The following is a 23,802-nucleotide window of genomic DNA, read 5'->3' as shown; positions in this document are numbered from 1 at the left end:
CGAGGAATGCAGCCATGCCAAGGCATTTCATGACGATTGACGCTGCCCGCAAAAGCCTGACCGCAATCGAAAATTCCGCTGTCGACGAATTGCTGGCTGGCAGGCTCGACCGGCGCGATTTCCTGCGCCATGGCAGCGTGCTTGGCCTTTCGCTGCCGTTCCTTGGTGGCATTCTGGGAGCGGCGGGGTTCTCCACGCAAGAGGCCCGCGCCGAAGGCAAGCCGGGCGGCACGGTGCGCGCCGGTGTGGCGACGCCGGGCGGCGCCATCGACCCCGTCACCTTCTATGACAGCGGCAGCTACCAGTTGGTTTTCCAGACCGCCGAGTTTCTCTGCATCACCCAGCCGGACCTGACCCTGAAACCGGTGCTGGCGGAAAGCTGGTCGCCCAACGAAGACGGCAGCGTGTGGACCTTCAAGCTGCGCAAGGGCGTGAAATTCCACAATGGCGAGGACTTCAAGGCCGACGACGTAGTCGCCACCTTCGACCGGCTGGCCGATCCGAACGGCGCATCCAACGCGCTGTCGGTGTTCAAGGGCCTGCTGTCGAAGGGTGGCACCCGGAAAGTCGACGATCATACCGTCGCCTTCCATCTCGACGCGCCGAACGGCAGCTTTCCCTATTCGGTGTCGATCGACAATTACAACGCCGTCATCCTGCCTGCGAGCTACAAGGGCGACTACGAAAAGACCTTCGAAGGCACCGGGCCGTTCCGGATGGAGAGCTATACGCCGAAAGTCGGCGCGACCTTCGTGCGTAATGAGGACTATTGGGGTGAGAAGGCGCTGCCCGACAGGCTCGAATTCAAATTTTACGGCGATGTGCAGCCGCGCATCCTGGCGCTGCAGGCCGGAGAGGTCGACATTCTCGACGCCGTGCCGCTCGATGTCAGCCAGGTGGTGCTGAACAGCCCCGACATCACGGTGCTGCGGGTCGCCTCGACCGCGCACCGCCAGCTTCACATGCGCTGCGACATGGCGCCGTTCACCGACAAGCGCGTGCGCCAGGCGCTGGCGCTCAGCATCGACCGCTCCAAGCTGGTCGACGGACTGTGCCGCGGCATGGCGGCGACCGGCAATGACAGCCCGTTCGCGCCGGCTTTCCCGGCCACCGACAAATCGGTGCCGCAGCGCGCGCAGGACATCGCCAAGGCCAAGCAGCTGATGGAGGCCGCAGGTCTGGCCAATGGTTTCGATATCACGCTGACGACGCTGCGCTATTCCGACATTCCAGCCTATGCGCAACTGTTCCAGAATTTCGCCAAGGAGATCGGCGCCCGCGTCTCGCTCAACATCGAGGACCAGGACAAATATTACGGCAAAGCGGTGTTCGGCCAGTCGGATTGGCTGGACAGCCCGTTGGGGATCACCGACTACGCGCATCGCTCCGTGCCGAATGTCTTTTTGAAGAGCCCGCTGGTCAGCGACGGCCCGTGGAACGCGGCGCACTTCAAAAGTCCTGCCTATGATGGCATGGTGACGAGCTATCTCAAGGCGCTCGACATCGGCGCTCAGCGCGCGGCGGCCTCCGACATCCAGAATCTGCTGCTCGACGAGACACCGGTGATCTTCAGCTACTTCCCCGATCTTCTGGTGCCGGTGCGCAAGAATGTCAGCGGCCTGCCGCCGATCGCCGCCGGGCTGCTGCTCGATCGTGTGTCGCTGGGATAGAGGCTGCTGAGATCATGCTCGAACGGGCAGAGGCCACATCGGACGGTTCCCTGTTTCGGGCGGTGAGGCGGTCCGGTAGCAGGGCCGCGACGAACGATGGGGGGCCATCGTTCCAGCGGCTCGATGCCGGCAACGCCCGCCGCCCGGAAGCCCTCGCCCGCCCTCGGCCCGGCCTCATATCCCCCTAGCCATGCGCCGAAATCCGGCCATGAAAGACAAGAAACGGGAGACTACCATTCGCAAGCCTCACCTGCGCGGTCGCGGACCGCATTTCCCCGTGCTCGACCAGATCGTGCAGTACGAGTTCGAGCCTGGCTATGTCGCCTTCACCATGCCGTCGCTGAAGCGGCTGCGGGTGCAGGTGGGATCGATGACCGTCGCCGACACCACCAGGGCGCTGGTGCTGTACGAATCCGACCATCTGCCGGTGTATTACTTCCCGATCGAGGACGTGCGCGAGGAATTCCTGCTGCCCTCGAAGACGACGACGGAAGACCCATACAAGGGCGTCGCCACGCACTACTCGCTGAATACGGGGATCACCCTGGTCGAGGATGGTGCATGGCGCTATCTCGATCCGGTCAAGGGTTGCCCGCCGATCTCGGGCTACATGTCGTTCGTGTGGAGCAAGATGGGCCACTGGTTCGAGGAGGACGAGGAGATCTTCGTCCACGCCCGCGATCCGTTCCGCCGCGTCGACTGCCTGCCCTCCTCGCGGCGAGTGCAGGTCATCCTCGACGGCGAGCAGGTCGCCGACTCACGGCGTGGCGTGTTCCTGTTCGAGACCGGCCATCCTGTGCGCCACTACCTGCCGGTTTCCGACACGCGGCTCGATATGTTTTCGCCAAGCCGCTACATTTCGCGCTGCCCCTATAAAGGCATCTCCAACTACTATCACGTGACGACGGCGAAGAAGCGCCACGAGAACATGGTCTGGTATTATCCCGAACCCGTGCACGAAGCGGAGCGCATCAAGGGCCTGGTCTGCTTCCACCATGAACTGGTCGACAAGATCCTGGTCGACGGCGTCGAAATCCCGAAGGAAGCCACGGCCGCCTCCGACGGATACTTCTGAACGGACGATACCGGTCAGGCGCGTGGTGGCTTGATCGAGGCATTGGGTAGCGCATACCTTCCCCGGACCAAGCGGACCCAGGGAGGGGCTATCGATGGATCTTTTCAAACTCGACGGCGATGTCGCGCTGGTCACCGGAGCCGGCAGCGGCATTGGCCAGGCAATCGCGATCGGGCTGGCCGAGGCCGGCGCCGATGTCGCCTGTTTCGGCCATGCGTCGAAGGGCGGGCTGGACGAAACCGCCCACCGGATCACGGCACTTGGACGCAAGGCGGTGGTGCTGACAGGCACGGTGACGTCGGAGGACGATCTGGCTGCCGCCATCGATCGCGTGGAAGCCGAACTCGGTGCTTTGACGGTTGCCGTCAACAATGCCGGGATCGCCGGCTCGGAACCAGCGGAGACACTGTCGCTGGAGACGTGGCGGAAGGTGCACGAGGTCAATGTCGCCGGCGTGTTCCTGTCCTGCCAGGCCGAGGCGCGCAAGATGCTGGCGCGCGGCAAGGGCTCGATCATCAACATCGCCTCGATGTCGGGCACCATCGTCAATCGCGGGCTGACGCAGGCGCACTACAATTCCTCGAAGGCGGCCGTCATTCATATGTCGAAGAGCCTCGCCATGGAGTGGGCCGGTCGTGGGCTGCGCGTCAACGTCGTCAGCCCCGGCTACACGCTGACGCCGATGAACAAGCGGCCGGAGGTGGCCGAACAGATAAAGATCTTCAAGCGCGACACGCCGATGGGACGCATGGCGGTGCCAGAGGAGATGGTCGGACCGACCGTGTTCCTGGCCAGCCGTGCCTCGAGCTTCGTCACCGGCCTCGACCTGATCGTCGATGGCGGCTACGTCTGCTGGTAACAGGGATGCGAGCCATGTCCCGCCGGTGCCGGCCCACTTGGCCCGCAGTCTCAAATTACGGCGCGAACGTAGCGTTAGTCGTTGCGCGGCATGAACGTTGGTATATATAATTTCATCCCATGAAACGGCCTTGGCGAGATGGGGCTTGCCAAGCCGCTGGCCGGAAGCACTTCCGCCGGAATGCTCGGGATCATGGGACCTTGATGGCTCGCACCTTGCAGGGCGCCGCAGGACTGGCAATCGATCCGCGGATGATCGCTATCGCGGCGATCCATCGGCCATGAGACTGGCCGCCCAGGCAGCATCCGTCATCACCGAAATCGAGCATCAACACGCCCGTGCCGTGCCTGGCGGCGCCCGGGCGACAACAGCCTTGCGCAACAGCCAGCCTTTCCAACACAATCAAGAAAAGACGCAAGAAGGGAACGACCAGTAACCGTCACAGCTTGAAGGAGAACCAAGCAATGCCAATTCGCAGTGTGATTTCGAAATTCTCAATGGGAGCATTGGCGCTTGCCGCGGCAAGTGCCATGACGCCGACAGCGCAGGCAGCGGCGCCTGAATCCAACGACCCGATCAAGATCGCGCTGTTCGACTGGACCAGCGTCAACCTCAACGCCAAGATCCTCGGCGGCATCCTGGAAAAGCTCGGCTACACCGTCGAATACCCGACCGCCGATTACCTCTCCAGCCTGACCACCGGCCTCACCAATGGCGACATCGATGTCGGCCTGGAGTTCTGGGACACCACCGCCGGCGAAGCGATGAAGGCCTCCGACGCCACTGGCCAGACCGAGCGGCTCGGCAAGCTCGGTCCGAAAGCCAAGGAAGAATGGTGGTTTCCCGAATATATGAAGGAAAAGTGCCCCGGCCTGCCCAATTGGGAAGCCCTCAAGGATCCGAAATGCGCTGAGGCCTTCTCGACCGCCGAGACGGCGCCGAAGGGGCGTTATCTCGGCGGGCCGGTGACCTGGGAAGGTTTTGACGACGAGCGTGTAGCAGCCCTGAAACTGCCCTTCACCGTCATCCATGCCGGCACCGACGCGGCGATGTTCGCCGAACTGGATTCCGCCTATCAGCGCAAGGCGCCGATCATGCTGTGGATCTACTCGCCGCATTGGGCGCCTGCAAAATACAAGGGCGAATGGGTGCAGTTCCCCGAATACACGCCCGAGTGCTACAACGACCCGAAATGGGGCGTGAATCCCGACGCTAAATATGACTGCGGCAAGCCGCATGGCGAGATCTGGAAATACTCCTGGAACGGCATGAAGGACAAATGGCCTGTCGCCTACAAGGTAGCCAAGGCCTACACGGTCGACACCGACGAACTCAACAAGATGAGCGGCGAGATCGACCTCGACGGCAAGACGCCGGAAGACGTCGCCGCCGCCTGGATCGCCGCCCATGAGGCAGACTGGAAAGCCTGGGCGCAGTGATCGCTCCGACTGGAAAACGCGAGACCTGGCTGTTGGCCAGCCGGGTCTCAACTCTTGATGTTCCAGAAGGACGACTGAATGACGGAAGCGATTGAACAGCGGGCGGCGCAACCGGGCACGGACGCCCGCCCTGTCAAACTTGCCTGCCGCAATGTGTGGAAGCTGTTCGGAGCGAACGCCGCCAATTTCATCCGCGAGCGCGATGGCAAGGCCAGCATGGCGGATGTGACCGCGGCCGGTCTGGTCGGGGCCGTGCGCGCCGTCGACCTCGAAATCCGCCAGGGCGAAATCTTCATCATCATGGGTCTCTCCGGCTCCGGCAAGTCGACGCTGGTGCGTTGCATGTCACGGCTGGTCGAGCCGACGCATGGCAAGGTCGAGTTCGAAGGCAAGGATCTGCTGAAGATTTCCGATGCCGCGCTGATCGAGCTCAGGCGCCACCGCATGGGCATGGTGTTCCAGAATTTTGCCTTGCTGCCGCATCTCAACGTGCTCGACAACATCGCCTTCCCGCTCAGCATCCAGGGACAGGACCGTTCGACACGCGAGGCGCGCGCCCGGGAAGTCATCGAACTCGTCGGCCTGCGCGGGCGCGAGCATTTCTATCCGCGCGAATTGTCGGGCGGCCAGCAGCAGCGTGTCGGCATCGCCCGCAGCCTCGCCACCAAGCCGGAAATCTGGTTTCTCGACGAGCCGTTCTCGGCTCTCGATCCATTGATCCGCCGCGAGATGCAGGATGAGTTGATGCGGCTGCAGACCATGCTGCACAAGACCATCGTTTTCATCACTCATGATTTCGACGAGGCGATCAGGCTCGCCGACCGCATCGCCATCATGAAGGACGGCGAGGTCATCCAGATCGGCACGCCGGAGGAGCTGGTGGTCAATCCGGCGACCGACTATGTCGCCGAATTCACCCGCGACGTCGACCGCGCCAAGGTGATTTCGGCGCGCAGCCTGATGCGCACCTGCGACGGCGCCGAGCATGGCGGCACGGTGGCGCCCGAGGCCAAGATATCAAGTTTTTCCGCCAGCATCGTTGCCGCCGGCAAACCATTCGCCGTGGTCAACGGCAGCGGTAAGCCGATCGGCGAGGTGACGCCACAAGCTGTGATCGGGCTGCTGGCCGGCATCGACAAGCCAAGAGCCGGCGCATGACGGTGACGGCAAGCGCCAGCCAGGCAAGGCCGCCGGTTCAGCGTTGGCTGCTGATCTGGGTCCTGGCACTGGCCGCCGTGCTGGTGGTGTTCATGCTGCAGGACAGGCTGCCCTGGGCTGTCAACTATCCGGCCGAGGCTGTCGTGCCCGTCGCCGACTGGGTCAGCGCGCTGATGGGCTGGATCAAGTCGAACCTGTCGTGGCTGACGCGTTCGATCACCACGGTGCTCGGCGTGCCGCTCGATTTCGCGCTCAATTTCTTGGCCAAGAATTTCAAGTTCGGCCATGGCGTGGACGCCTATGTCTTGCCGCGCCTGTCCTGGGTCGGCGTCTGCGCCGTCGCGTTCCTCGCCGGGCATGCCGTGGGCGGCCGAAAGCTGAGCCTGCTGGTCGGCGGCTGTTTCCTCTACATCGCGCTGTTCGGCCAATGGACCAGCGCCATGCTGACGCTGGCGCTGATCTCGATCGCGGTGCCGTTCTGTATTCTCACCGGGCTGTTCGCCGGCATCTGGGCATGGCGCAAGCCATGGGCGGAGCGGCTCATCGTCTCCCCTGCCCTCGACTTGATGCAGACGATCCCGACCTTCGCCTATCTCATCCCGATGCTGCTCCTGTTCGGCAACAGCCCGGTCTCGGCGATGATCGCCACCGCCATCTTCGCCACGCCGCCGATGGTGCGGGCGACCATGCTCGGCCTCAACCGCGTGCCGTTGGAGATCGGCGAATTCAGCGACATGGCAGGCTGCACCGCGCGGCAGAAACTGTGGCGCGTCCTGTTGCCGTCGGCGCGGCCGACACTGATGGTCGGCGTCAACCAGGTGATCATGCTGGCGCTCAACATGGTCATCATCGCCTCGATGATCGGCGCAGGCGGGCTCGGCTATGACGTGCTTCTGGCGCTGCGTGCGCTGAAGGTCGGCGAAGCCATGGAAGCCGGCCTCGCCATCGTCGCACTGGCCATCGCGCTCGACCGGCTGAGCCAGGCCATGGCGCACAAGCAGGCCAAGGGCCATCTCCATCAGCAGGCAAACAGGGGCTTGTGGCGGCGCTATCCCAATCTGACGCTGGCCATTGCGATCCTTGCCGTCACCACGCTGCTTGGCCTGTTCGTGCCGGCCTTCGCGGCGGTGCCGAAGGCGGTCACCTTCACCACCGCGCCGCTGTGGAAGGCGGCGGTGAACTGGGTGACGATCAACTTCTTCGACATCATCGAAGCCTTTCGCGTCGCGCTGATCCTCAACGTGCTCAACCCGGTACGCGCCTTTTGCGAGGGCTTTCCGTGGCTGGGCGCGGTGTTCCTGCTCAGCCTTGCCGGCTACCAGCTCTCAGGCTTGCGGCTGGCCGCACTTGTCGCGGCACTCACCGCCTTCTGCGCCGTCACCGGACTCTGGGAAAAGACCATGGCGACGGTCTATCTCTGCGGCATCTCGGCCTTCATCGCTTGCCTGATCGGCATCCCGATCGGACTCGCGGCAGCGCGCAGCGATCGTTTCGAGAAGATAATCACGCCCGTCATCGACACGCTGCAGGTGCTGCCGTCCTTCTGCTTCATCATTCCCGTGGTCATGCTGTTCCGGGTTGGCGACGTCACAGCCATGATCGCCACGGTCGCCTTCGCCGTGGTGCCGGCCATCCGCTACACCAACCATGGCATCCGGCAGGTGTCGCCGGCGCTGATCGAGGCGGCGAAGGTGTCCGGCTGCACGCCGCGCCAGACCTTCTTTCGGGTGCAGCTGCCGCTGGCGCTTCCAGAGATCATGCTGGGTGTGAACCAAACCATCCTGATGGCGCTGGCGATGGTCATCATCTGCGCCATGGTCGGCACGCGCGATCTCGGTCAGGAAGTGTTCATCGCGCTGTCGAAGGCCGATTCCGGCCGCGGCATCGTCGCCGGCCTGGCCATCGCCTTCATCGGCATCGTCGCCGACCGGCTGTTCAGCGCATGGACAGCCAAGGCCAGGGCAAGATTGGGGTAATCCTGAAGATGCGCCGCGGCTATTCTGCCGCGACGCTTTTCACTTCGAGGTAACTCTCCATCGAATCGTCCAGCGCCTGCAGCCACGGCGTGTGGTGCAGCGGCGCCATGGTGCCCGTCATCAGCGAACGGTAGGAATGGTCGCGGAAGCTCATTATGTCTTCCGCCTTGTGGTGCTCCCACTCCATGAAGGTCTGGTTGACCGCCTCGACGTCGAAGCCGGGATAGTCGGTCTGGTCCATCAATTCCTTGGTGTAGTCGCCCTGGAACCAGATCATCTGCTCGGCGTCTTCCAGCGTCTCTTCCCTCGCCCGCCATTTGGCGCCGTGCGCCGCCATCGCCTCGGCGGAGGGCAATTTGATGCGGCCCATGATGACATCGCGCGCGAACCAGGCCTGCGCGTCGAACATGTTGAACGTGTAGAACTGGTCCTGCATGCCGATGTAGGACAGTTTTGGGTTCTTCTCCCAGACGACGCCTTCATAGAGGTCCAGCGGCCACATCCGGTTGGCGGTCTTGAGCTTCAGATCGTCGGTCAGGAACGGGAAGGAATGGAGATAGCCGGTGCACAGGATGATAACGTCGACGTCCTTGGTGGTGCCGTCCTTGAAATGCGCCGTCTTGCCGACGACTTTCTGCAGCAGCGGCACCTCTTTCCAGTTCTCCGGCCATTTGAAGCCCATCGGCTTCGAGCGGTAGCTGGAGGTGATGGATTTGGCGCCGTATTTGTAGCATTGCGAGCCGATGTCCTCGGCCGAATAGGAACGGCCGATGATCAGGATGTCCTTGCCCTTGAACTCCATGGCGTCGCGGAAATCGTGGCTGTGCAGGATACGGCCGTTGAAGGTCGAGAAGCCTTCGAAATAGGGCACGTTGGGCACCGAGAAATGCCCGGAGGCGACGACGACATTGTCGAACTCTTCGGAATAAGTGACGTCGTTGCCGCGGTCATGAGCGGTGACGGTGAACTTCTTCGTCTCGTCCGAGAAGGTGACCATGCGCACCGGGCTGTTGAACCGCACCCATTCGCGTAGGCCCGATTTCTCGACGCGGCCCTTGATGTAGTCCCACAGCACGGCGCGCGGCGGATAGGAACCTATCGGCCGGCCGAAATGCTCCTCGAACGTGTAGTCGGCGAATTCCAGGCACTCCTTCGGTCCGTTCGACCAGAGGTAGCGGTACATCGAGCCGTGCACGGGATCGCCATGCTCGTCGAGGCCGGTGCGCCAGGTGTAGTTCCACAGGCCGCCCCAGTCCGACTGTTTCTCGAAACAGACGATCTCGGGAATGTCGGCGCCCTTGTCGGCCGCCGATTTGAAGGCCCTGAGCTGTGCCAAGCCGGACGGTCCGGCTCCGATGACGGCAACGCGAGTTTTCATTTCCGGGCCTCCACTTTTTTTGATTTCCCCAGCGAAACAAATTTCACTGACAGGACAATAATTGGCCCTTGCGTGCTGTCAACAGCCAACTGCGGGAACGTGTTTGCGTACAACGGATTCCTGGCGAAAAACCGACGAAGGCCACGCTCCAACGACCGGCGCGCCCGACAGAAGATGGCTTGCCGTCGCCATTGCGCTCCTGTATCGGCAGCGAATAAGTTCACCTAGGGTGAAATAAATATTCGAGGGCTCGGACAGACATGGCGAAGACAGATTCCGGTTCCAAGACTGCTCCCGCATCCGCGAAAGCAAAGCCGCAGCCAAAGGTTTCGGCCGATGGAAAGACAATCCGGGCACCGCTGACGCAGAACCCGCACGCCATTCGCGATACCCGCGAAAAAGTGCTGGAGGTCGCGATCGGCCGCGAGGTTCGGGCGTTCCGAAAGAAGCTCGGCATCACCGTCGCCGATCTGGCTGTCGCCACCGACATTTCGCTGGGCATGCTGTCGAAGATCGAGAACGGCATCACCTCGCCGTCGCTGACCACCTTGCAGGCACTGTCGCGGGCGCTCGGCGTTCCGGTAACCGCCTTCTTCCGCCGCTTCGAGGAGGAGCGCAGCGCCGTCTTCGTCAAGGCCGGCCAAGGGCTGGATGTCGAACGCCGCGGCACGCGCGCCGGCCATCAGTACAATCTGCTCGGCCATATCGGGTCAAACACCAGCGGCGTCGTGGTCGAGCCCTATCTGATCACGCTGACTGAGGATTCGGACGTGTTCCCGACCTTCCAGCACGAGGGCATGGAGTTCCTCTACATGCTCGAGGGCGAGGTGGTTTACCGGCACGGCAGCAACCTCTATCCGATGAAGCCCGGCGACAGCCTGTTCTTCGACGCCGACGCGCCGCATGGGCCGGAAGAGCTGACAAAACTGCCGATGCGGTATCTCTCGATTATCTGCTATCCGCAGAATAGCGCTGGGTAGGCGGGCCGCTGCTGCTCCCTCACCCGGATTGCCAAGACCGAATTGCAAAGAGCAATTCGGGGCAATCCGACCTCTCCCCGAGGGGAGAGGAGCTGGCTCCAGCTTTGGCGATCTCTTCTCCCCTCGGGGAGAAGGTGGCCGCGTAGCGGCCGGATGAGGAGGCCTGCCTTAGTCCGGCCCAAACCCGGAGCTCGTCGGACTGCCATCATCCAGCTTCGACAGCCACTCGACCAGCGTCGGTCGGAAGCGCGTCAGGCCCTTGTAAGTTGCCAGTTCCTCCGGCAGGTCGCGTATGACGCGATGCAGGCGCCGTGCCCATTTCGGCTGTGTCACCAGCTCGTCCATCTTGATCAGGTAGCAGCGGATCGGGAAGACGATCCCGTTGGAGCGCGGCAGCCGCCAGAAGCTCTGCAGCTCGACGCGCAGATGCACCTTGTCGCCGACATTCTCGGGCGTCACGGTCGTGCGGTCCGGACCCCATTTGTGGTAGTTTTCGGGGCTGGTATCGAGGCGCGGATTGATGGTCATCGTCCAGTTCAGCCGCCGTGCCGGCTTGCCTTGCTGGATGTTGATGAGAAATTTTAGCGCCCTGACGAAAATCCCCTTCTCATGCGCGAGCGGCACCGGCGCATGCCACTCGAAGAAATTCATGCCGATGTCGAAATCGAGCGACCAGTCGGCCTGGGTGGTGACCATGCCGGCATCCATCCATAGATTGCCGTCGCGCTGGTCGAGGATGCAGAAATCGCCCTGGCTCTGGCGGGTGATGTATTCCATCGGCCCATAAGGCAAAGTCGAGGTGTCGCCGAAGGTGAAGGTATCGTCGATGCCGAGCGGGCGGTTGATCCAGCGCCAGCGGTCGCCGTTTCGCTCCAGCGTGAAATGCTCGGGGTATCCCAGCGCTTGCTGCTCCATCAAGAGTTCCAGCAGGTCCCAGCCGGCCAAGGTCATGTGCGGCAATGACTGGCAACGCAGCGGATCCTCGGCCAGCACCAAAGCGCGGTCCTGCATCTCGGCGACATAGTGCTCGTCGACGTCGATCAGGTTCTCCAGCACCGAGCCCTTCGGACCGACGACATGCGGCTCGATGTTGACCGCGTACATGTAGCTGTCTTCGTGGAACGGGAACGGGAACCGCCTGATGTGCTCCGGGCTGTTCCTGAAGGTGAAGTCGTCGCGGAAGGTTTCCTTGCGAAAGGTGATGCCCAAGCTCGCCTCCTATCTTTCCAGGACCAACGAGTTGCCCTCGAAGCGCGACACGCACGGCATGATCTTCCTGCCGGAACGGTGCTCTTCCTCGCTCAGCCAATGGTCGTTGTGGATGAACTTGCCGTCGCACGAGATGACGTTGGTCTCGCACTGGCCGCAGACGCCGCCCCGGCAGAGATAGGGCGGATCGACGCCGGCGGCCTCGATGGCTTCCAACAGGCTCTGCTGCTCGCCGACTTGGATGGTCTTGCCGCTGACGGCCAGCGTCACGTCGAACGGCAGGCCGGGCTGCGGCGCCGCGAAATGCTCGTAGTGGACGGTCTCCGGCGGCCAGCCGAGTGCGGCGGCGCGGTCGCGCACCCAGTTGATCATGCCGGCCGGCCCGCAGACATAGAGATGCGTGCCCAGCGGCTGCGACGACAGAAGCCGGTCGAGCTCGATGCGCTCCTCGAGGTCATCGTGATAGAGCCGGACCCGACGGCCGTAGCGTTCTCTGAGTACGTCGGCATAGGTACCAAGCGAGGCGGTGCGGCAGGTGTAGTGCAGTTCGAAATTGCCGCCTTCGCCCGCCAGTTGCGCGGTCTGCGCCATGAACGGCGTGATGCCGATGCCGCCAGCCAGCATCAAATGTTTCTTCGCCCTGAGATCGAGCGAGAAAAGATTGACCGGATAGCTGATCACCATCTCCAGGCCCGGCTTGACCGAATTGTGCATGAACAGCGAGCCGCCGCGGCCGACATCGTCGCGGCGCACCGAAATGGTGTATTCGCGCGTGTCAAGCGGCGAGCCCATCAGCGAATATGGATTGAGCCTGGTGCGCTCGCCGTCGCGCATCTCGACCACGACATGAGCGCCGCCGGAAAATGTTGGCAAAAGCTCGCCGTCGCGCCTGCGGAAATGAAAGCGGGTGACCAGCTCGTTGACCGGGACGACATCGCTGACGACGACATCGAGCTTGGTGGTGCCGGTGCTCATGGGAAGGCCTCCTCCATGGGAGGAATCTCGGAGCGATCCTCGGCATTGATGCAGACACCCTGGAAGGCGGCGAGGCGCCTCGAATAGTGATCGCGCACCAACAGCAGCAGGCCACAATGCGAACAGGTTGCCGGCTGCGTCGTCACGTTTTCGGTGATGCCCTTGCAGTGGACACACTGCATGCGCCTGGCCAGCGAGCCGCGATGTTCGGTCTGCATGGAGGTGTGGTCGATGCCGGCTTCGAGCGCAACCTGCATGGCCTGCCCGATCAGTCCCTCGGTGCCTGCGAGATAGAGGCGCAAGCCCATATGGGCGTTGGTCAGCGTCTGCTTCAAACGCGGTAGCAGGCTGGCGAAGGATGGCGCGGTGTGAAATTGCGCCGGCTTCAGCGCTTCGAGGGCGGCTACATATTTGCCGTCAGGACCGGGAATGAAGACGATTTCGGCCCCTTCAAAGAACCCGGAAGGGGCCTTGGCGGCCATGTCGGCAATCGCCAGCGCGCCTTCGGCGTCGGCGATAAACAGATGATGCTTGCCGGGCTGCGGAGAGAGAGTTCCGTAAATGGGCCGGCTGATGATGGTCTTGGCTGCCATTCGCTGCTTCGTGCCTTGAAACCCTTCGCTGTCGATTATGCCTCAGCCTTTCGCCGTGCGCTTGGTCTTCTTGGGATCGTCGAACGGCAAGGGCTGCGCCGTCGCTTTGATCGACCCGCTCTCGTTGCGGATTTCGAGCTTGGTGTCCTTGACCGCGCAGTCGACATCGAGGCGGGCGATGCCCATCGATTTCTTGATCAGCGGCGAATACATGGCGCAGGTCACCACGCCGACCTTTTTGCCGTCGCGATAGACCGGCGCGCCTTCATCGGCCGGTTCCTTGCCGTCGAGCAGCACGCCATAGATTTTGAAGCGCTCCTTGCCTTTCAGGCGATAGTGCTCCTCGGCGCCGCGAAAGCCGGTCTTGCCGGGGCTGACGGTGAAGTCGAGGCCAAGCTCCCACAGCGTGTCGCCAGGGCCTTCATTCTCGAACGGATACTTTTGGGAATTGTCGTATGGATAGAACAGCAGGTAGCTTTCGACGCGCAGCATGTCGAGCGTGGTGAAGCGGCAGGGGATGATGCCGGCGCTCTTGCCCTCGTCGAGGATTCTGTCCCAGATCGCGCCGGCATCCTGGCCACGGCAGAAAATCTCGTAGCCGCGCTCGCCGGTATAGCCGGTGCGCGAGATCATGACGGGAAAGCCGAACAGCTGCGTCTGCATATGGTGGAAATAGTTGAGGTCGCGAATGCCGGGCACGTGCTTGGCCAGATAGTCGACGGCCGTTGGCCCCTGCAGCGACAAATCGTGCAGATTGTCGTCGAAGCGCAGCGACACGTCGCGGCCCATCGCCGCCCGCTGCAGTTCCTCATGGCCGGTGCCCGAGCCGTGCACCACCATCCACGCATTCGGCCCCGTGCGGTAGAGGATGCAGTCGTCGGTGAATTTTCCCGCTTCGTTCAGCATGCAGGCATAGGCCGATTTGCCGGGATAGATTTTTTCGACGTCGCGTGTTGTGGCGAGGTCGATGAGATGCGAGGCGTGCGGTCCTGTGATGTGCACCTTCTTCAGGCCGGAAACATCCATCAGCCCGGCCTTGGTGCGGATGGCGACATATTCTTCATCGGCATCCTTGTCGTAGGTCCAGGCGGTGCCCATACCGCTCCAGTCTTCGAGTTTCGACCCCAGGGCGCGATGGCGATCCGCCAGGGTTGAAAATCTCCAGGATGCCGTCATCCGCTCGTCCTCCGTTCGAAAATGCTGCTGTTCCCTGCTCCTTTGCCCGAGGGCGGAGCTTTGGACGGAATATTGACCGCAAACGCGGGAAGCCTGCAATCCCCTTGAAGCAAATAATTTCATTGTCAGGCAAAATTGTTCACTCGAAGCGAGCGGTTAACCCCGAGTAAATTCGTCTTGACAAGTTCGGGATTCGGGCGGAGCTTATGAAAAAAATTTTACTCTCTTGAAAGAGAGCGGCGGGCGGTCAATTCGGAACCGGGCGTCGGCAAAGAAGGGGAAAACCGATGTCAGACCTGCAGCAGCGCATCGAGGCGCTGTACCGTTCCGACGTGCGCGGCTCCGCGCTCCTGATCATCTGCCTGTGGGCGACGATCCTCTTCGTCCTCTTCATGACGTGGCCCTATATCCCGCATAGCGGCATCAAGGCCGTCGTGGCGATCGCCGCGGCCTTGGTGCTGATCTTCAACACCGCGGCCATCCTGGCGATGGTCAAGCACTACAAGGAAGACAAGGACTTCATCTACGGGCTCGACATCAAGAACGCCGACGCATCCCGCAATCGCAAGGCCTGAGGAGCACAGACATGCCGCGTTATACGCCGCCGGAGCAAAGCAAGGCCGGGCAGGTTTTCGATATTGCCGTTGTCGTGGTCGCCATCTTCGTGGCGCTGTGGCTGCCGCTGAAAATGGGATTGGCCGGGGCGGCGAAGTCCATCGACGCGCTCGATGCCAAGACCTGGGAAGCCCTTGGCCAGAACCCGACAATGGCCTCGATCTGGGAGAAGCTCGGCTACACGCCGGAGACCGCGCATGACATCATCCAGAACCGGTTCCACTACATCATCGACTGGCCGACACTGATCATCATGGCGGCCGTGCTGATCGGCTATTTCGTCTTCCTGTTCCGGGCATCCGACCGCGAATATCGAGACGTCATCAAAGAAAAGTTCGACGACAAATAAGGTTCGACGAAGAATTTGGGGACACGATCATGTGGGTGGCACTGTCTTACGCATGCTGGGGCATTTCGATCGTGCTCGCGCTGTGGATGCTCTACGATTGGTTCAAGGTCGATACAAACTACTCCGAGGACGTTCTGACCTCGTCGCGTGAAGGCGAGCTTGAAGCCGCTTCCGAAAAACACCGGATCTGAGTGGGGATTGATCGATGACGGTCGCGCTTGAAAACACCACCACCACAATTCACGGCGACCGGGTATCGCTGCTTCGGGTGCTTGGCCCGGCCCATGTCTGGGCGCTTGGTGTCGGCATCGTCCTGGTCGGCGAGTTCACCGGCTGGAATTTCTCGGCCGACAAGGGCGGCGCGCTGGCGGCGCTGATCGTCTGTTGGATCGTCGGGCTGCTCTACACCTCGGTCGCCATGATCGATTCCGAGGTCACCTCGACCGTCGCCGCCGCCGGCGGCCAATACGCACAGGCCAAGCACATTGTCGGGCCGCTGATGGCGTTCAATGTCGCGCTCTTCCTGGTGTTTGCCTACACCATGCTTGAAGTGTCCGACGCCATCCTGCTCGGCGACACTATCGTCGCCAAGGCTGGCGTCGAAGGGCTCACCCACAATTCCTTCATCGCCGCCACCATCGTGGTGCTGGCGTGGCTCAACTATCGCGGCGTGTTGATGACGCTCAACGTCAACTTCGTCATCACGGCAATCGCCTACGTCTCGATCGTCATCCTCTTCTTTTCGGTCAGCCCGTGGACGCAAGGGGCGGTGCTGAAGCTCAACGAACTCGTGACGCCGGGAAATGCGCTGCCCTATGGCTGGATCGGCGTCATCGCCGCCTTCCAGTTTGGCATCTGGTACTATCTCGGCATCGAAGGCACGACGCAGGCGGCCGAGGAAGTGCGTTCGCCGGCCCGCTCCCTGCCCTACGGGACCATGGCCGGCATGATCACGCTGCTGATCGCAGCCGCCATGACCTGGTATGTCTGCGCCTCGCTGATGCCCTGGGAATATCTCGGCATCACCTATTATCCGCTGTGGGACGCCGGCAAGCTGACCGGCAGCCCGCTGCTGGAAAATCTTCTGTTCGTCGCCACCTTGCTGGCCGCACTCGCCTCGGCCAATGGCTGCATCAATGACGCCGCGCGCGCCTGGTTCTCGCTCGGCCGCGACCGCTATCTGCCAAGCTGGTTCTCGGCGGTGCATCCGAAATACCGCACGCCCTACCGCTCGATCCTGTTCCTGCTGCCGATCGCGCTCGCCTTCGCCTTCATCGCCGACCTCAACCAGGCGATCACCTTCTCGATCCTGTCGGGCGTGCTGCAGTACACTTTCATGAGCATCAACATCATGATGTTCAGGAAGAAGTGGCCGCTGGGCTCGATCCGCCGCGGCTATACGCACCCCTTCCATCCGCTGCCGGCGATCGTGCTGTTCTGCTTGTGCGTGGTGACCTTCTTCGCCATCTTCCTCGGCTTCGGCTCGCAGCTGATCGCGATGACCATCTTCTATTTCCTGATTTCCGTGTGGTTCCACTTCTACCGCTACAAATTCGTGCGGCGTGGCGACCAGTTCACCATGCCGTGGCCGAAACCGCAGGGCTATTGATCGGAGCAAAGGAAGCTCACCCGAAGCAGGGCGAGCCATCGTGAGGTGCGTGACGTGACATCCATATTGCTTGTCGGGGCGATTGCCCTGGCTCTCGTCTTCCACCTCGCCTTCATGGCGCGTGCCAATCACAACAAAGCGCTGGCCGCGCTGGCTTTCGATACGGCCAGCATCCGCGCCGTCATTGTGGACGCTGCCAATGTCTCCAATGGCACCGCGGGTGTTTTGACCTGGGAAGGCTCCTGGAACAGCCGTCGGGTGCAAGTGCGCACCATCGTCGACACGCTGGCGACGCGAAAGCTGCCGACGCGCTGGCTTTCCGTCTCGATCACCGAAAAGGTTGCCGTGCCTGCCACTTTCGACATGATGATGCGGCCGGGCTCGCCGACCACATTCTCCAATTTCGACCATCTTGCGCACACGCTGCCGAAGGCGCCGGGCTTTCCCGCCGAGGCGGTGCTGCGGACCGACCACAGGGGCACGCGTTTTCCGCAGGGCATCATCACCGGTCATCTCGAACTATTTTCGGATGGCCGCGCCAAGGAGTTGCTGATCACACCCAAGGGCGTACGCATGGTCTGGCTGCTGGCCGAGGCCGAACGGGCACGCTACGGTGTCTTCCGGCAAGCCGCGTTCGGCGACACACGGATCGATGCGATGCTGATCGAGCGGCTGCTCGTATCGCTGTCCGAGCTGCGCGACGCCATCAACCGAAGCGAACGGCAGGCCGCATGAGCACTTCAAACACTTCGCCGGCGCCAGTGAGCCCTTATCTCGTCCTGGGCGCGGCAATCGCGCTGCCGGGCAGCGGTCATGTCATTCTTGGCGTGCCCGTGCGCGGATTGCAGTTCCTTTTCTTCATGGTCATCCTGGCCTGGGTAACCGCCAAGATCTCGCCGCCGGATGCCAGCTTCGTCGGCCGGCACGCCGGCGGCTTCCTCATCTATGCGCTGTCGATCCTCGACGCCTACAAGCTCGCCCGTATCCGTACCGCCAAATGGGCTCATAATGCCCGACCGGGGAGCGACGACATGCAGAGCGGCATCGAGCCACATACGTAACCAGAGGAAAATTTTTTTCATACCATTGAATTCAAGGATTTCATTCGGTACATCATCTCATGGTCACAAACGTCGGGAGGCTGACATGTGCGGAATCGTTGGACTTTTCCTGAAGGACAAGACGCTGGAGCCGAAGCTCGGCGCGATGCTGTCGGAGATGCTCGTATCGCTCAGCGATCGCGGGCCGGACAGCGCCGGCATCGCCATCTATGGCGCGACATCAGGCAACGAAGCCAAGATCACCATCCAGTCGCCGAAGCCTGACCGCGATTTTCGCGGGCTGGACGCCGAACTCGCCAAGGCTCTCGGAGCGCCGGTGAGCATTGCGGTGAAATCGACACATGCGGTGGTCAGGACCACGCCCGACAAGGTCGACGCGGCGCGTGAGGCCCTTCAGTCGCTTCGTCCCGACGTGCGCATCATGGGCGCCGGTGAAGCGGTGGAAATCTACAAGGAAGTCGGCCTTCCCGAAGCCGTCGTCGACCGCTTCGAGGTGCGCAAGATGACCGGCACGCATGGCATCGGCCATACCCGCATGGCGACGGAATCGGCGGTGACGACGATGGGCGCGCATCCGTTTTCGACCGGCGGCGACCAGTGCCTGGTGCACAATGGTTCGCTGTCCAACCACAACAATGTGCGGCGCGAACTGGTGCGCGAAGGCATGAAGTTCGAGACCGAGAACGATACCGAGGTGGCGGCCGCCTATCTGTCCTCGCAGATGGCGCATGGCAAGAACCTCGGCGAAGCGCTCGAAGGCACGCTGTCGGACCTCGACGGCTTCTTCACCTTCGTCGTCGGCACCAAGAACGGCTTCGGCGTGGTGCGCGACCCGATCGCCTGCAAGCCCGCCGTGATGGCCGAAACCGACCAGTATGTCGCCTTCGGCTCGGAATATCGCGCGCTGACCAAACTACCCGGCATCGACAATGCGCGGGTCTGGGAACCGGAGCCCGCAACCGTTTATTTCTGGGAGCATTGAGTTCATGCCGGCAACCTCCAAGGCAACGCGCGAAAGCCATGCGCGCGTCTTCGACCTCGACGTCCAGTCGTTGCGCGAACTCAACCAGGCGCTGCACCAGCTCACCCCCGGTTCCAACGAGACAGCGTGGGAAGTGCTCAACCCGAAAGGCAACCACTCCGTCGCTGTCGGCGTCGACCAGCCTGTCAGCATCGATGTGCGCGGCAGCGTCGGCTACTATTGCGGCGGCATGAATTCAGGCAGCGCGATCACCGTGCACGGCTCGGCCGGACCCGGCGTCGGCGAAAACATGATGGCGGGCTCGATAACGGTGAAAGGCGACGCCAGCCAGTATGCCGGCGCCACCGGCAAGGGCGGCCTGCTGGTCATCGAGGGCAATGCGTCTTCGCGCTGCGGCATCTCGATGAAGGGCATCGACATCGTCGTGCACGGCAATATCGGCCACATGTCGGCCTTCATGGCGCAGTCCGGCAACCTCGTGGTGCTGGGCGATGCCGGTGATGCGCTCGGTGATTCCATCTACGAGGCGCGGCTCTTCGTACGCGGCAAGGTCGACAGCCTGGGCGCCGACTGCATCGTCAAGGAGATGCGGCCCGAGCACCTGGAATTGCTGCAGGGCCTGCTCGACCGCGCCGGCGTGACCGGCGTCAAGCCGTCGGAGTTCAAGCGCTACGGCTCGGCGCGCACGCTCTACAATTTCAATATCGACAACGCCGACGCGTATTGAGGCAAGATGACGTACCGCAACCCGCCGACGACACCGCGCAAATCCGCGACCTTCGACGACTACACGCTTTCCGAAATCCGCCGCGCCGCGGCGACCGGCATCTATGATATCCGTGGCGCCGGCGCCAAGCGCAAGCTGCCGCATTTCGACGATCTCCTGTTCCTCGGCGCCTCGATCTCGCGCTATCCGCTGGAAGGCTATCGCGAGCGTTGCGACACCTCGGTGGTACTGGGCTCGCGCCACGCCAAGAAGCCGATCGAGCTGAAGATCCCGATCACCATCGCCGGCATGAGCTTCGGCTCGCTGTCTGGCCCGGCCAAGGAAGCGCTTGGGCGCGGCGCGACGCTGTCGGGCACCTCGACCACGACCGGCGATGGCGGCATGACCGAGGAAGAGCGCGGCCATTCCAAGCAACTGGTCTATCAATACCTGCCATCGCGCTACGGCATGAACCTGCGCGACCTGCGCCGCGCCGATGCCATCGAAGTCGTCGTCGGCCAGGGCGCCAAGCCGGGCGGCGGCGGCATGCTGCTCGGCCAGAAGATCTCCGACCGCGTCGCCGAGATGCGGACGCTGCCGAAAGGCATCGACCAGCGTTCGGCCTCGCGCCACCCCGACTGGACCGGCCCGGACGATCTCGAGATCAAGATCCTCGAGCTGCGCGAAATCACCGACTGGGAAAAGCCGATCTACGTCAAGGTCGGCGGCGCCCGCCCCTATTACGATACAGCCCTCGCGGTTAAGGCCGGCGCCGACGTCGTCGTCGTTGACGGCATGCAGGGCGGCACGGCGGCGACGCAGGAAGTGTTCATCGAAAATGTCGGCCAGCCGACGCTCGCCTGCATCCGGCCGGCCGTGCAGGCGCTGCAGGATCTCGGCATGCATCGCAAGGTGCAGCTCATCGTCTCCGGCGGCATCCGCAACGGCGCCGATGTCGCCAAGGCGCTGGCGCTCGGCGTCGACGCGGTCTCGATCGGCACGGCGGCCCTGGTGGCGCTCGGCGATAACGACCCCCGCTGGGAGGCGGAGTATAACGAGCTTGGCACCACCTCTGGCGCCTATGACGATTGGCACGAGGGCAAAGACCCGGCCGGCATCACCACCCAGGATCCCGAGTTGATGAAGCGGGTCGACCCGATCGCGGCTGGACGGCGGCTCGCCAACTACCTCAAGGTGATGACGCTCGAAGCTCAAACCATTGCCCGCGCGTGCGGCAAGAACAGCCTGCACAATCTCGAACCCGAGGATCTCGTCGCGCTCACGATCGAGGCAGCCGCCATGGCCGGCGTGCCGCTGGCCGGCACCAACTGGATACCGGGAAAAAACACCCTCTAAGCCTTCAGCAGATATAAGCGAGGAACTATAATGGGGAACGATCTCGCCGCTTTCGCCAAGAAGAACGGCGTAAAGTATTTCATGATTTCCTACACCGACCTGTTCGGTGGCCAGCGCGCCAAGCTGGTGCCCGCGCAGGCGATATCGGACATGCAGAAAGATGGCGCCGGCTTTGCCGGCTTCGCCACCTGGCTCGATCTGACGCCGGCGCATCCCGACATGCTGGCGGTTCCGGATCCGGATTCGGTGATCCAGCTGCCATGGAAGCCCGAGGTTGCCTGGGTCGCCGCCAATTGCATCATGGACGACAAGGGGGTCGACCAGGCACCCCGCAACACGCTGAACAGGCTGATCGCCGAGGCCGCCAGCGAAGGCATGCACGTCAAGACCGGCGTCGAGGCCGAGTTCTTCCTGATCTCGCCCGACGGCAAGGCGATCTCCGACGAGTACGATACAGCGTCAAAACCCTGCTACGACCAGCAGGCGGTGATGCGCCGCTACGACGTGATCGCCGAGATCTGCGACCATATGCTGGCGCTGGGCTGGGGGCCGTATCAGAACGACCATGAGGACGCCAACGGCCAGTTCGAGATGAACTGGAACTTCGACGACGCGCTGGCGACCGCCGACAAGCATTCCTTCTTCAAATTCATGGTCAAGTCGGTCGCCGAGAAGCACGGCCTGCGCGCCACCTTCATGCCAAAACCCTTCCAGGGCCTGACCGGCAATGGCTGCCACGCCCATATTTCGGTGTGGGACAAGTCCGGCAAGACCAACGTCTTCGCCGACAAGTCGATGGAGCTTGGCCTGTCGGCCAAGGGCAGGAACTTCCTCGGCGGCATCATGAAACATGCCTCGGCGCTGGCCGCGATCACCAACCCGACGGTCAATTCCTACAAGCGCATCAACGCGCCGCGCACCATCTCTGGCGCGACCTGGGCGCCGAACACGGTGACCTGGACGGGCAACAACCGCACCCACATGGTGCGCGTGCCCGGCCCCGGCCGTTTCGAACTGCGCCTGCCCGACGGTGCGGTCAACCCGTATCTGCTGCAGGCCGTGATCATCGCCGCCGGCCTCGACGGCATCCGCTCGCAGGCCGATCCGGGCAAGCGCTACGACATCGACATGTACCAGCACGGGCATACGGTGAAGGGTGCGCCGAAACTGCCGCTCAACCTGCTCGACGCGCTACGCGAGTTCGACAAGGACAAATCGCTCAAGGCGGCGCTGGGTGAGGAATTCTCGTCGGCCTACCTAAAGCTGAAGCACCAGGAATGGAATTCCTATGCTTCGCACTTCACGCAATGGGAGCGCGACCACACGCTGGACATTTGATCGTCTTTAGCGGTGCGAGCGACCTCGGAATGAACTGATGAAATACTCGATCTTCTCGCTCGCACGCGCCGCCCTTTCAGGCCACAAGAACTGGCAGCGCACATGGCGCGACGCCACACCGAAAGACCGCTACGACGTGGTGATCATCGGTGGTGGCGGCCATGGGCTGGCCACCGCCTGGTTCCTGGCCAGCGAATACGGCATCAGGAATGTCGCCGTGGTGGAAAAGGGCTGGATCGGCTCCGGCAATGCCGGCCGCAACACCACCATCATCCGCTCCAATTACGGCCTGCCCGGCAATACCGGCTTCTACGAATTGTCGATGAAGCTGTGGGAGCGGATGGAGCAGGATCTGAACTACAACGCGATGGTGAGCCAGCGCGGCGTTCTCAATCTCTACCATTCCGACGCGCAGCGCGATGCTTATGCGCGGCGCGGCAACACGATGCGCATCAACGGCATCGATGCCGAACTGCTCGACCAGGCAGCGCTGAAGAAGATGCTGCCGTTCCTGAACTTCGACCATGCGCGCTTCCCCGTGCAAGGCGGGCTCTTGCAGCGGCGCGGCGGCACGGCGCGCCACGACGCGGTGGCCTGGGGCTACGCCCACGCCGCCAGCGAACTTGGTGTCGACATCATCCAGAATTGTGAAGTGACCGGCTTTGTCAGGGACGCCAATGGCAAGGTGACCGGCGTCGAGACCTCGCGCGGCAGGATCGGTGCCGGCAAGGTCGGCATGGCGGTCGCGGGGTCGTCGTCGCGCGTCGCTGATATGGCGGGCCTGCGCCTGCCGATCGAGAGCCATGTGCTGCAGGCCTTCGTCTCCGAGGCGATCAAGCCGCTTATTCCAGGCGTCATGACGTTCGGCGCTGGACATTTCTATGTCAGCCAGTCGGACAAGGGCGGCCTCGTCTTCGGCGGCGACATCGACGGCTACAATTCCTACGCCCAGCGCGGCAATCTGCCTGTGATGGAAGATGTCTGCGAGGGCGGCATGGCGATCATCCCGATGATCGGCCGCGTGCGGCTGTTGCGCCAGTGGGGCGGCATCATGGACATGTCGATGGACGGCTCGCCGATCATCGACAAGACGCCGGTCGACGGGCTCTACCTCAATGCCGGCTGGTGCTATGGCGGCTTCAAGGCGACGCCGGGTTCGGGCCTCGTCTTCGCCCACCTGATCGCGCGCGACGAATCGCACAAGGAGGCCGCCCGATTCCGCCTCGACCGGTTCCGGGCCGGCGCCATGATCGACGAAAAGGGCCAGGGCGCCCAACCTAACCTGCACTGAAGACGGC

Annotated in this window: 24 protein-coding genes; 19 read left to right on the top strand and 5 right to left on the bottom strand. The window is 62.6% G+C overall.

What is annotated here, in order from left to right:
* Positions 1-14 precede the first annotated feature (14 nt).
* From FJ948_RS15125 to FJ948_RS15100, 7 genes are all read left to right on the top strand, one after another.
* Complete coding sequence (locus FJ948_RS15125; RefSeq protein WP_140705689.1) at positions 15-1,670, top strand: ABC transporter substrate-binding protein; 1,656 nt, start codon at positions 15-17, stop codon at positions 1,668-1,670.
* A gap of 208 nt (positions 1,671-1,878) precedes the next feature.
* Positions 1,879-2,745, top strand: a complete 867-nt coding sequence (locus FJ948_RS15120; RefSeq protein WP_140705687.1) for a DUF427 domain-containing protein — start codon at positions 1,879-1,881, stop codon at positions 2,743-2,745.
* Positions 2,746-2,839: 94 nt separating this feature from the next.
* Positions 2,840-3,604 (top strand): SDR family oxidoreductase, encoded by a 765-nt coding sequence (locus tag FJ948_RS15115; RefSeq protein WP_140705685.1) that lies wholly within the window; start codon positions 2,840-2,842, stop codon positions 3,602-3,604.
* Between the two features lie 280 nt (positions 3,605-3,884).
* Positions 3,885-4,040, top strand: a complete 156-nt coding sequence (locus FJ948_RS30445) for a hypothetical protein (RefSeq protein ID WP_210242271.1) — start codon at positions 3,885-3,887, stop codon at positions 4,038-4,040.
* Positions 4,041-4,068: 28 nt separating this feature from the next.
* Positions 4,069-5,043, top strand: coding sequence for an ABC transporter substrate-binding protein (locus tag FJ948_RS15110; RefSeq protein ID WP_140705683.1), 975 nt, complete (start codon positions 4,069-4,071; stop codon positions 5,041-5,043).
* A gap of 78 nt (positions 5,044-5,121) precedes the next feature.
* Positions 5,122-6,201, top strand: a complete 1,080-nt coding sequence (locus FJ948_RS15105) for a glycine betaine/L-proline ABC transporter ATP-binding protein (protein WP_140705681.1) — start codon at positions 5,122-5,124, stop codon at positions 6,199-6,201.
* Complete coding sequence (locus FJ948_RS15100; protein WP_140705679.1) at positions 6,198-8,177, top strand: ABC transporter permease subunit; 1,980 nt, start codon at positions 6,198-6,200, stop codon at positions 8,175-8,177. Before FJ948_RS15105 ends, FJ948_RS15100 begins: the two co-directional genes overlap by 4 nt.
* Positions 8,178-8,196: 19 nt before the next feature.
* Here FJ948_RS15100 and FJ948_RS15095 read toward each other — a convergent pair whose 3' ends face one another.
* Positions 8,197-9,555: an NAD(P)/FAD-dependent oxidoreductase gene (locus FJ948_RS15095; RefSeq protein WP_140705678.1), complete on the bottom strand. Its 1,359-nt coding sequence runs from the start codon at positions 9,553-9,555 to the stop codon at positions 8,197-8,199.
* 260 nt (positions 9,556-9,815) lie between these two features.
* Between FJ948_RS15095 and FJ948_RS15090 the strand changes: the two genes are divergently transcribed.
* The gene (locus tag FJ948_RS15090; protein WP_140705676.1) at positions 9,816-10,535 is read left to right on the top strand and encodes an XRE family transcriptional regulator; all 720 of its coding nucleotides are present in this window, start codon (positions 9,816-9,818) and stop codon (positions 10,533-10,535) included.
* Positions 10,536-10,703: 168 nt separating this feature from the next.
* On the opposite strand, the gene FJ948_RS15085 is transcribed toward FJ948_RS15090, so the two are convergent.
* From FJ948_RS15085 to FJ948_RS15070, 4 genes are read right to left on the bottom strand one after another with little or no spacing between them, the layout of a single operon-like run.
* Positions 10,704-11,744: a DUF3445 domain-containing protein gene (locus FJ948_RS15085; RefSeq protein WP_140705674.1), complete on the bottom strand. Its 1,041-nt coding sequence runs from the start codon at positions 11,742-11,744 to the stop codon at positions 10,704-10,706.
* 9 nt (positions 11,745-11,753) lie between these two features.
* Entirely contained in the window at positions 11,754-12,719 is a 966-nt protein-coding gene (locus FJ948_RS15080) for a PDR/VanB family oxidoreductase (RefSeq protein WP_140705672.1), read from the bottom strand.
* Positions 12,716-13,312 carry a dimethylamine monooxygenase subunit DmmA family protein gene (locus FJ948_RS15075; RefSeq protein WP_140705670.1) on the bottom strand — a complete coding sequence of 199 codons (597 nt, stop codon included), beginning with the start codon at positions 13,310-13,312 and terminating at the stop codon, positions 12,716-12,718. Before FJ948_RS15075 ends, FJ948_RS15080 begins: the two co-directional genes overlap by 4 nt.
* A gap of 42 nt (positions 13,313-13,354) precedes the next feature.
* A complete protein-coding gene (locus FJ948_RS15070) occupies positions 13,355-14,488 on the bottom strand; it encodes an aminomethyltransferase family protein (protein ID WP_140705668.1) in 1,134 nt (377 codons plus the stop codon).
* Positions 14,489-14,775: 287 nt separating this feature from the next.
* Between FJ948_RS15070 and FJ948_RS15065 the strand changes: the two genes are divergently transcribed.
* The 11 genes from FJ948_RS15065 (at position 14,776) to FJ948_RS15015 (ending at position 23,795) form a co-directional block, all read left to right on the top strand.
* On the top strand, positions 14,776-15,063 hold the full coding sequence (locus tag FJ948_RS15065; protein WP_140705666.1) for a hypothetical protein: 288 nt from the start codon (positions 14,776-14,778) through the stop codon (positions 15,061-15,063).
* 11 nt (positions 15,064-15,074) lie between these two features.
* The gene (locus tag FJ948_RS15060) at positions 15,075-15,452 is read left to right on the top strand and encodes a hypothetical protein (RefSeq protein WP_140705664.1); all 378 of its coding nucleotides are present in this window, start codon (positions 15,075-15,077) and stop codon (positions 15,450-15,452) included.
* A 29-nt stretch (positions 15,453-15,481) separates the two neighbouring features.
* Positions 15,482-15,643, top strand: a complete 162-nt coding sequence (locus FJ948_RS15055; protein WP_015318908.1) for a hypothetical protein — start codon at positions 15,482-15,484, stop codon at positions 15,641-15,643.
* Positions 15,644-15,657: 14 nt separating this feature from the next.
* Complete coding sequence (locus tag FJ948_RS15050) at positions 15,658-17,061, top strand: amino acid permease (RefSeq protein WP_140705662.1); 1,404 nt, start codon at positions 15,658-15,660, stop codon at positions 17,059-17,061.
* 45 nt (positions 17,062-17,106) lie between these two features.
* Complete coding sequence (locus tag FJ948_RS15045) at positions 17,107-17,796, top strand: hypothetical protein (RefSeq protein ID WP_181173669.1); 690 nt, start codon at positions 17,107-17,109, stop codon at positions 17,794-17,796.
* Positions 17,793-18,122 carry a hypothetical protein gene (locus FJ948_RS15040; RefSeq protein WP_140705661.1) on the top strand — a complete coding sequence of 110 codons (330 nt, stop codon included), beginning with the start codon at positions 17,793-17,795 and terminating at the stop codon, positions 18,120-18,122. The genes FJ948_RS15045 and FJ948_RS15040 overlap by 4 nt, the downstream gene beginning before the upstream one ends.
* Positions 18,123-18,207: 85 nt before the next feature.
* On the top strand, positions 18,208-19,104 hold the full coding sequence (locus FJ948_RS15035) for a glutamine amidotransferase family protein (RefSeq protein WP_140705659.1): 897 nt from the start codon (positions 18,208-18,210) through the stop codon (positions 19,102-19,104).
* Positions 19,105-19,108: 4 nt separating this feature from the next.
* Positions 19,109-19,831 carry a GXGXG domain-containing protein gene (locus FJ948_RS15030; protein ID WP_140705657.1) on the top strand — a complete coding sequence of 241 codons (723 nt, stop codon included), beginning with the start codon at positions 19,109-19,111 and terminating at the stop codon, positions 19,829-19,831.
* Between the two features lie 6 nt (positions 19,832-19,837).
* Entirely contained in the window at positions 19,838-21,166 is a 1,329-nt protein-coding gene (locus FJ948_RS15025; protein ID WP_140705655.1) for an FMN-binding glutamate synthase family protein, read from the top strand.
* A 30-nt stretch (positions 21,167-21,196) separates the two neighbouring features.
* On the top strand, positions 21,197-22,504 hold the full coding sequence (gene glnT, locus FJ948_RS15020) for a type III glutamate--ammonia ligase (protein WP_140705653.1): 1,308 nt from the start codon (positions 21,197-21,199) through the stop codon (positions 22,502-22,504).
* 37 nt (positions 22,505-22,541) lie between these two features.
* Positions 22,542-23,795: a sarcosine oxidase subunit beta family protein gene (locus FJ948_RS15015; RefSeq protein WP_140705651.1), complete on the top strand. Its 1,254-nt coding sequence runs from the start codon at positions 22,542-22,544 to the stop codon at positions 23,793-23,795.
* Positions 23,796-23,802 lie beyond the last annotated feature (7 nt).

The sequence above is a fragment of the Mesorhizobium sp. B2-3-12 genome, assembly GCF_006442205.1.
Classification (GTDB): Bacteria; Pseudomonadota; Alphaproteobacteria; order Rhizobiales; family Rhizobiaceae; genus Mesorhizobium.
The sequence above is the reverse complement of the archived record's forward strand: the minus strand, read 5'-3'. Positions and strand labels throughout refer to the sequence as shown.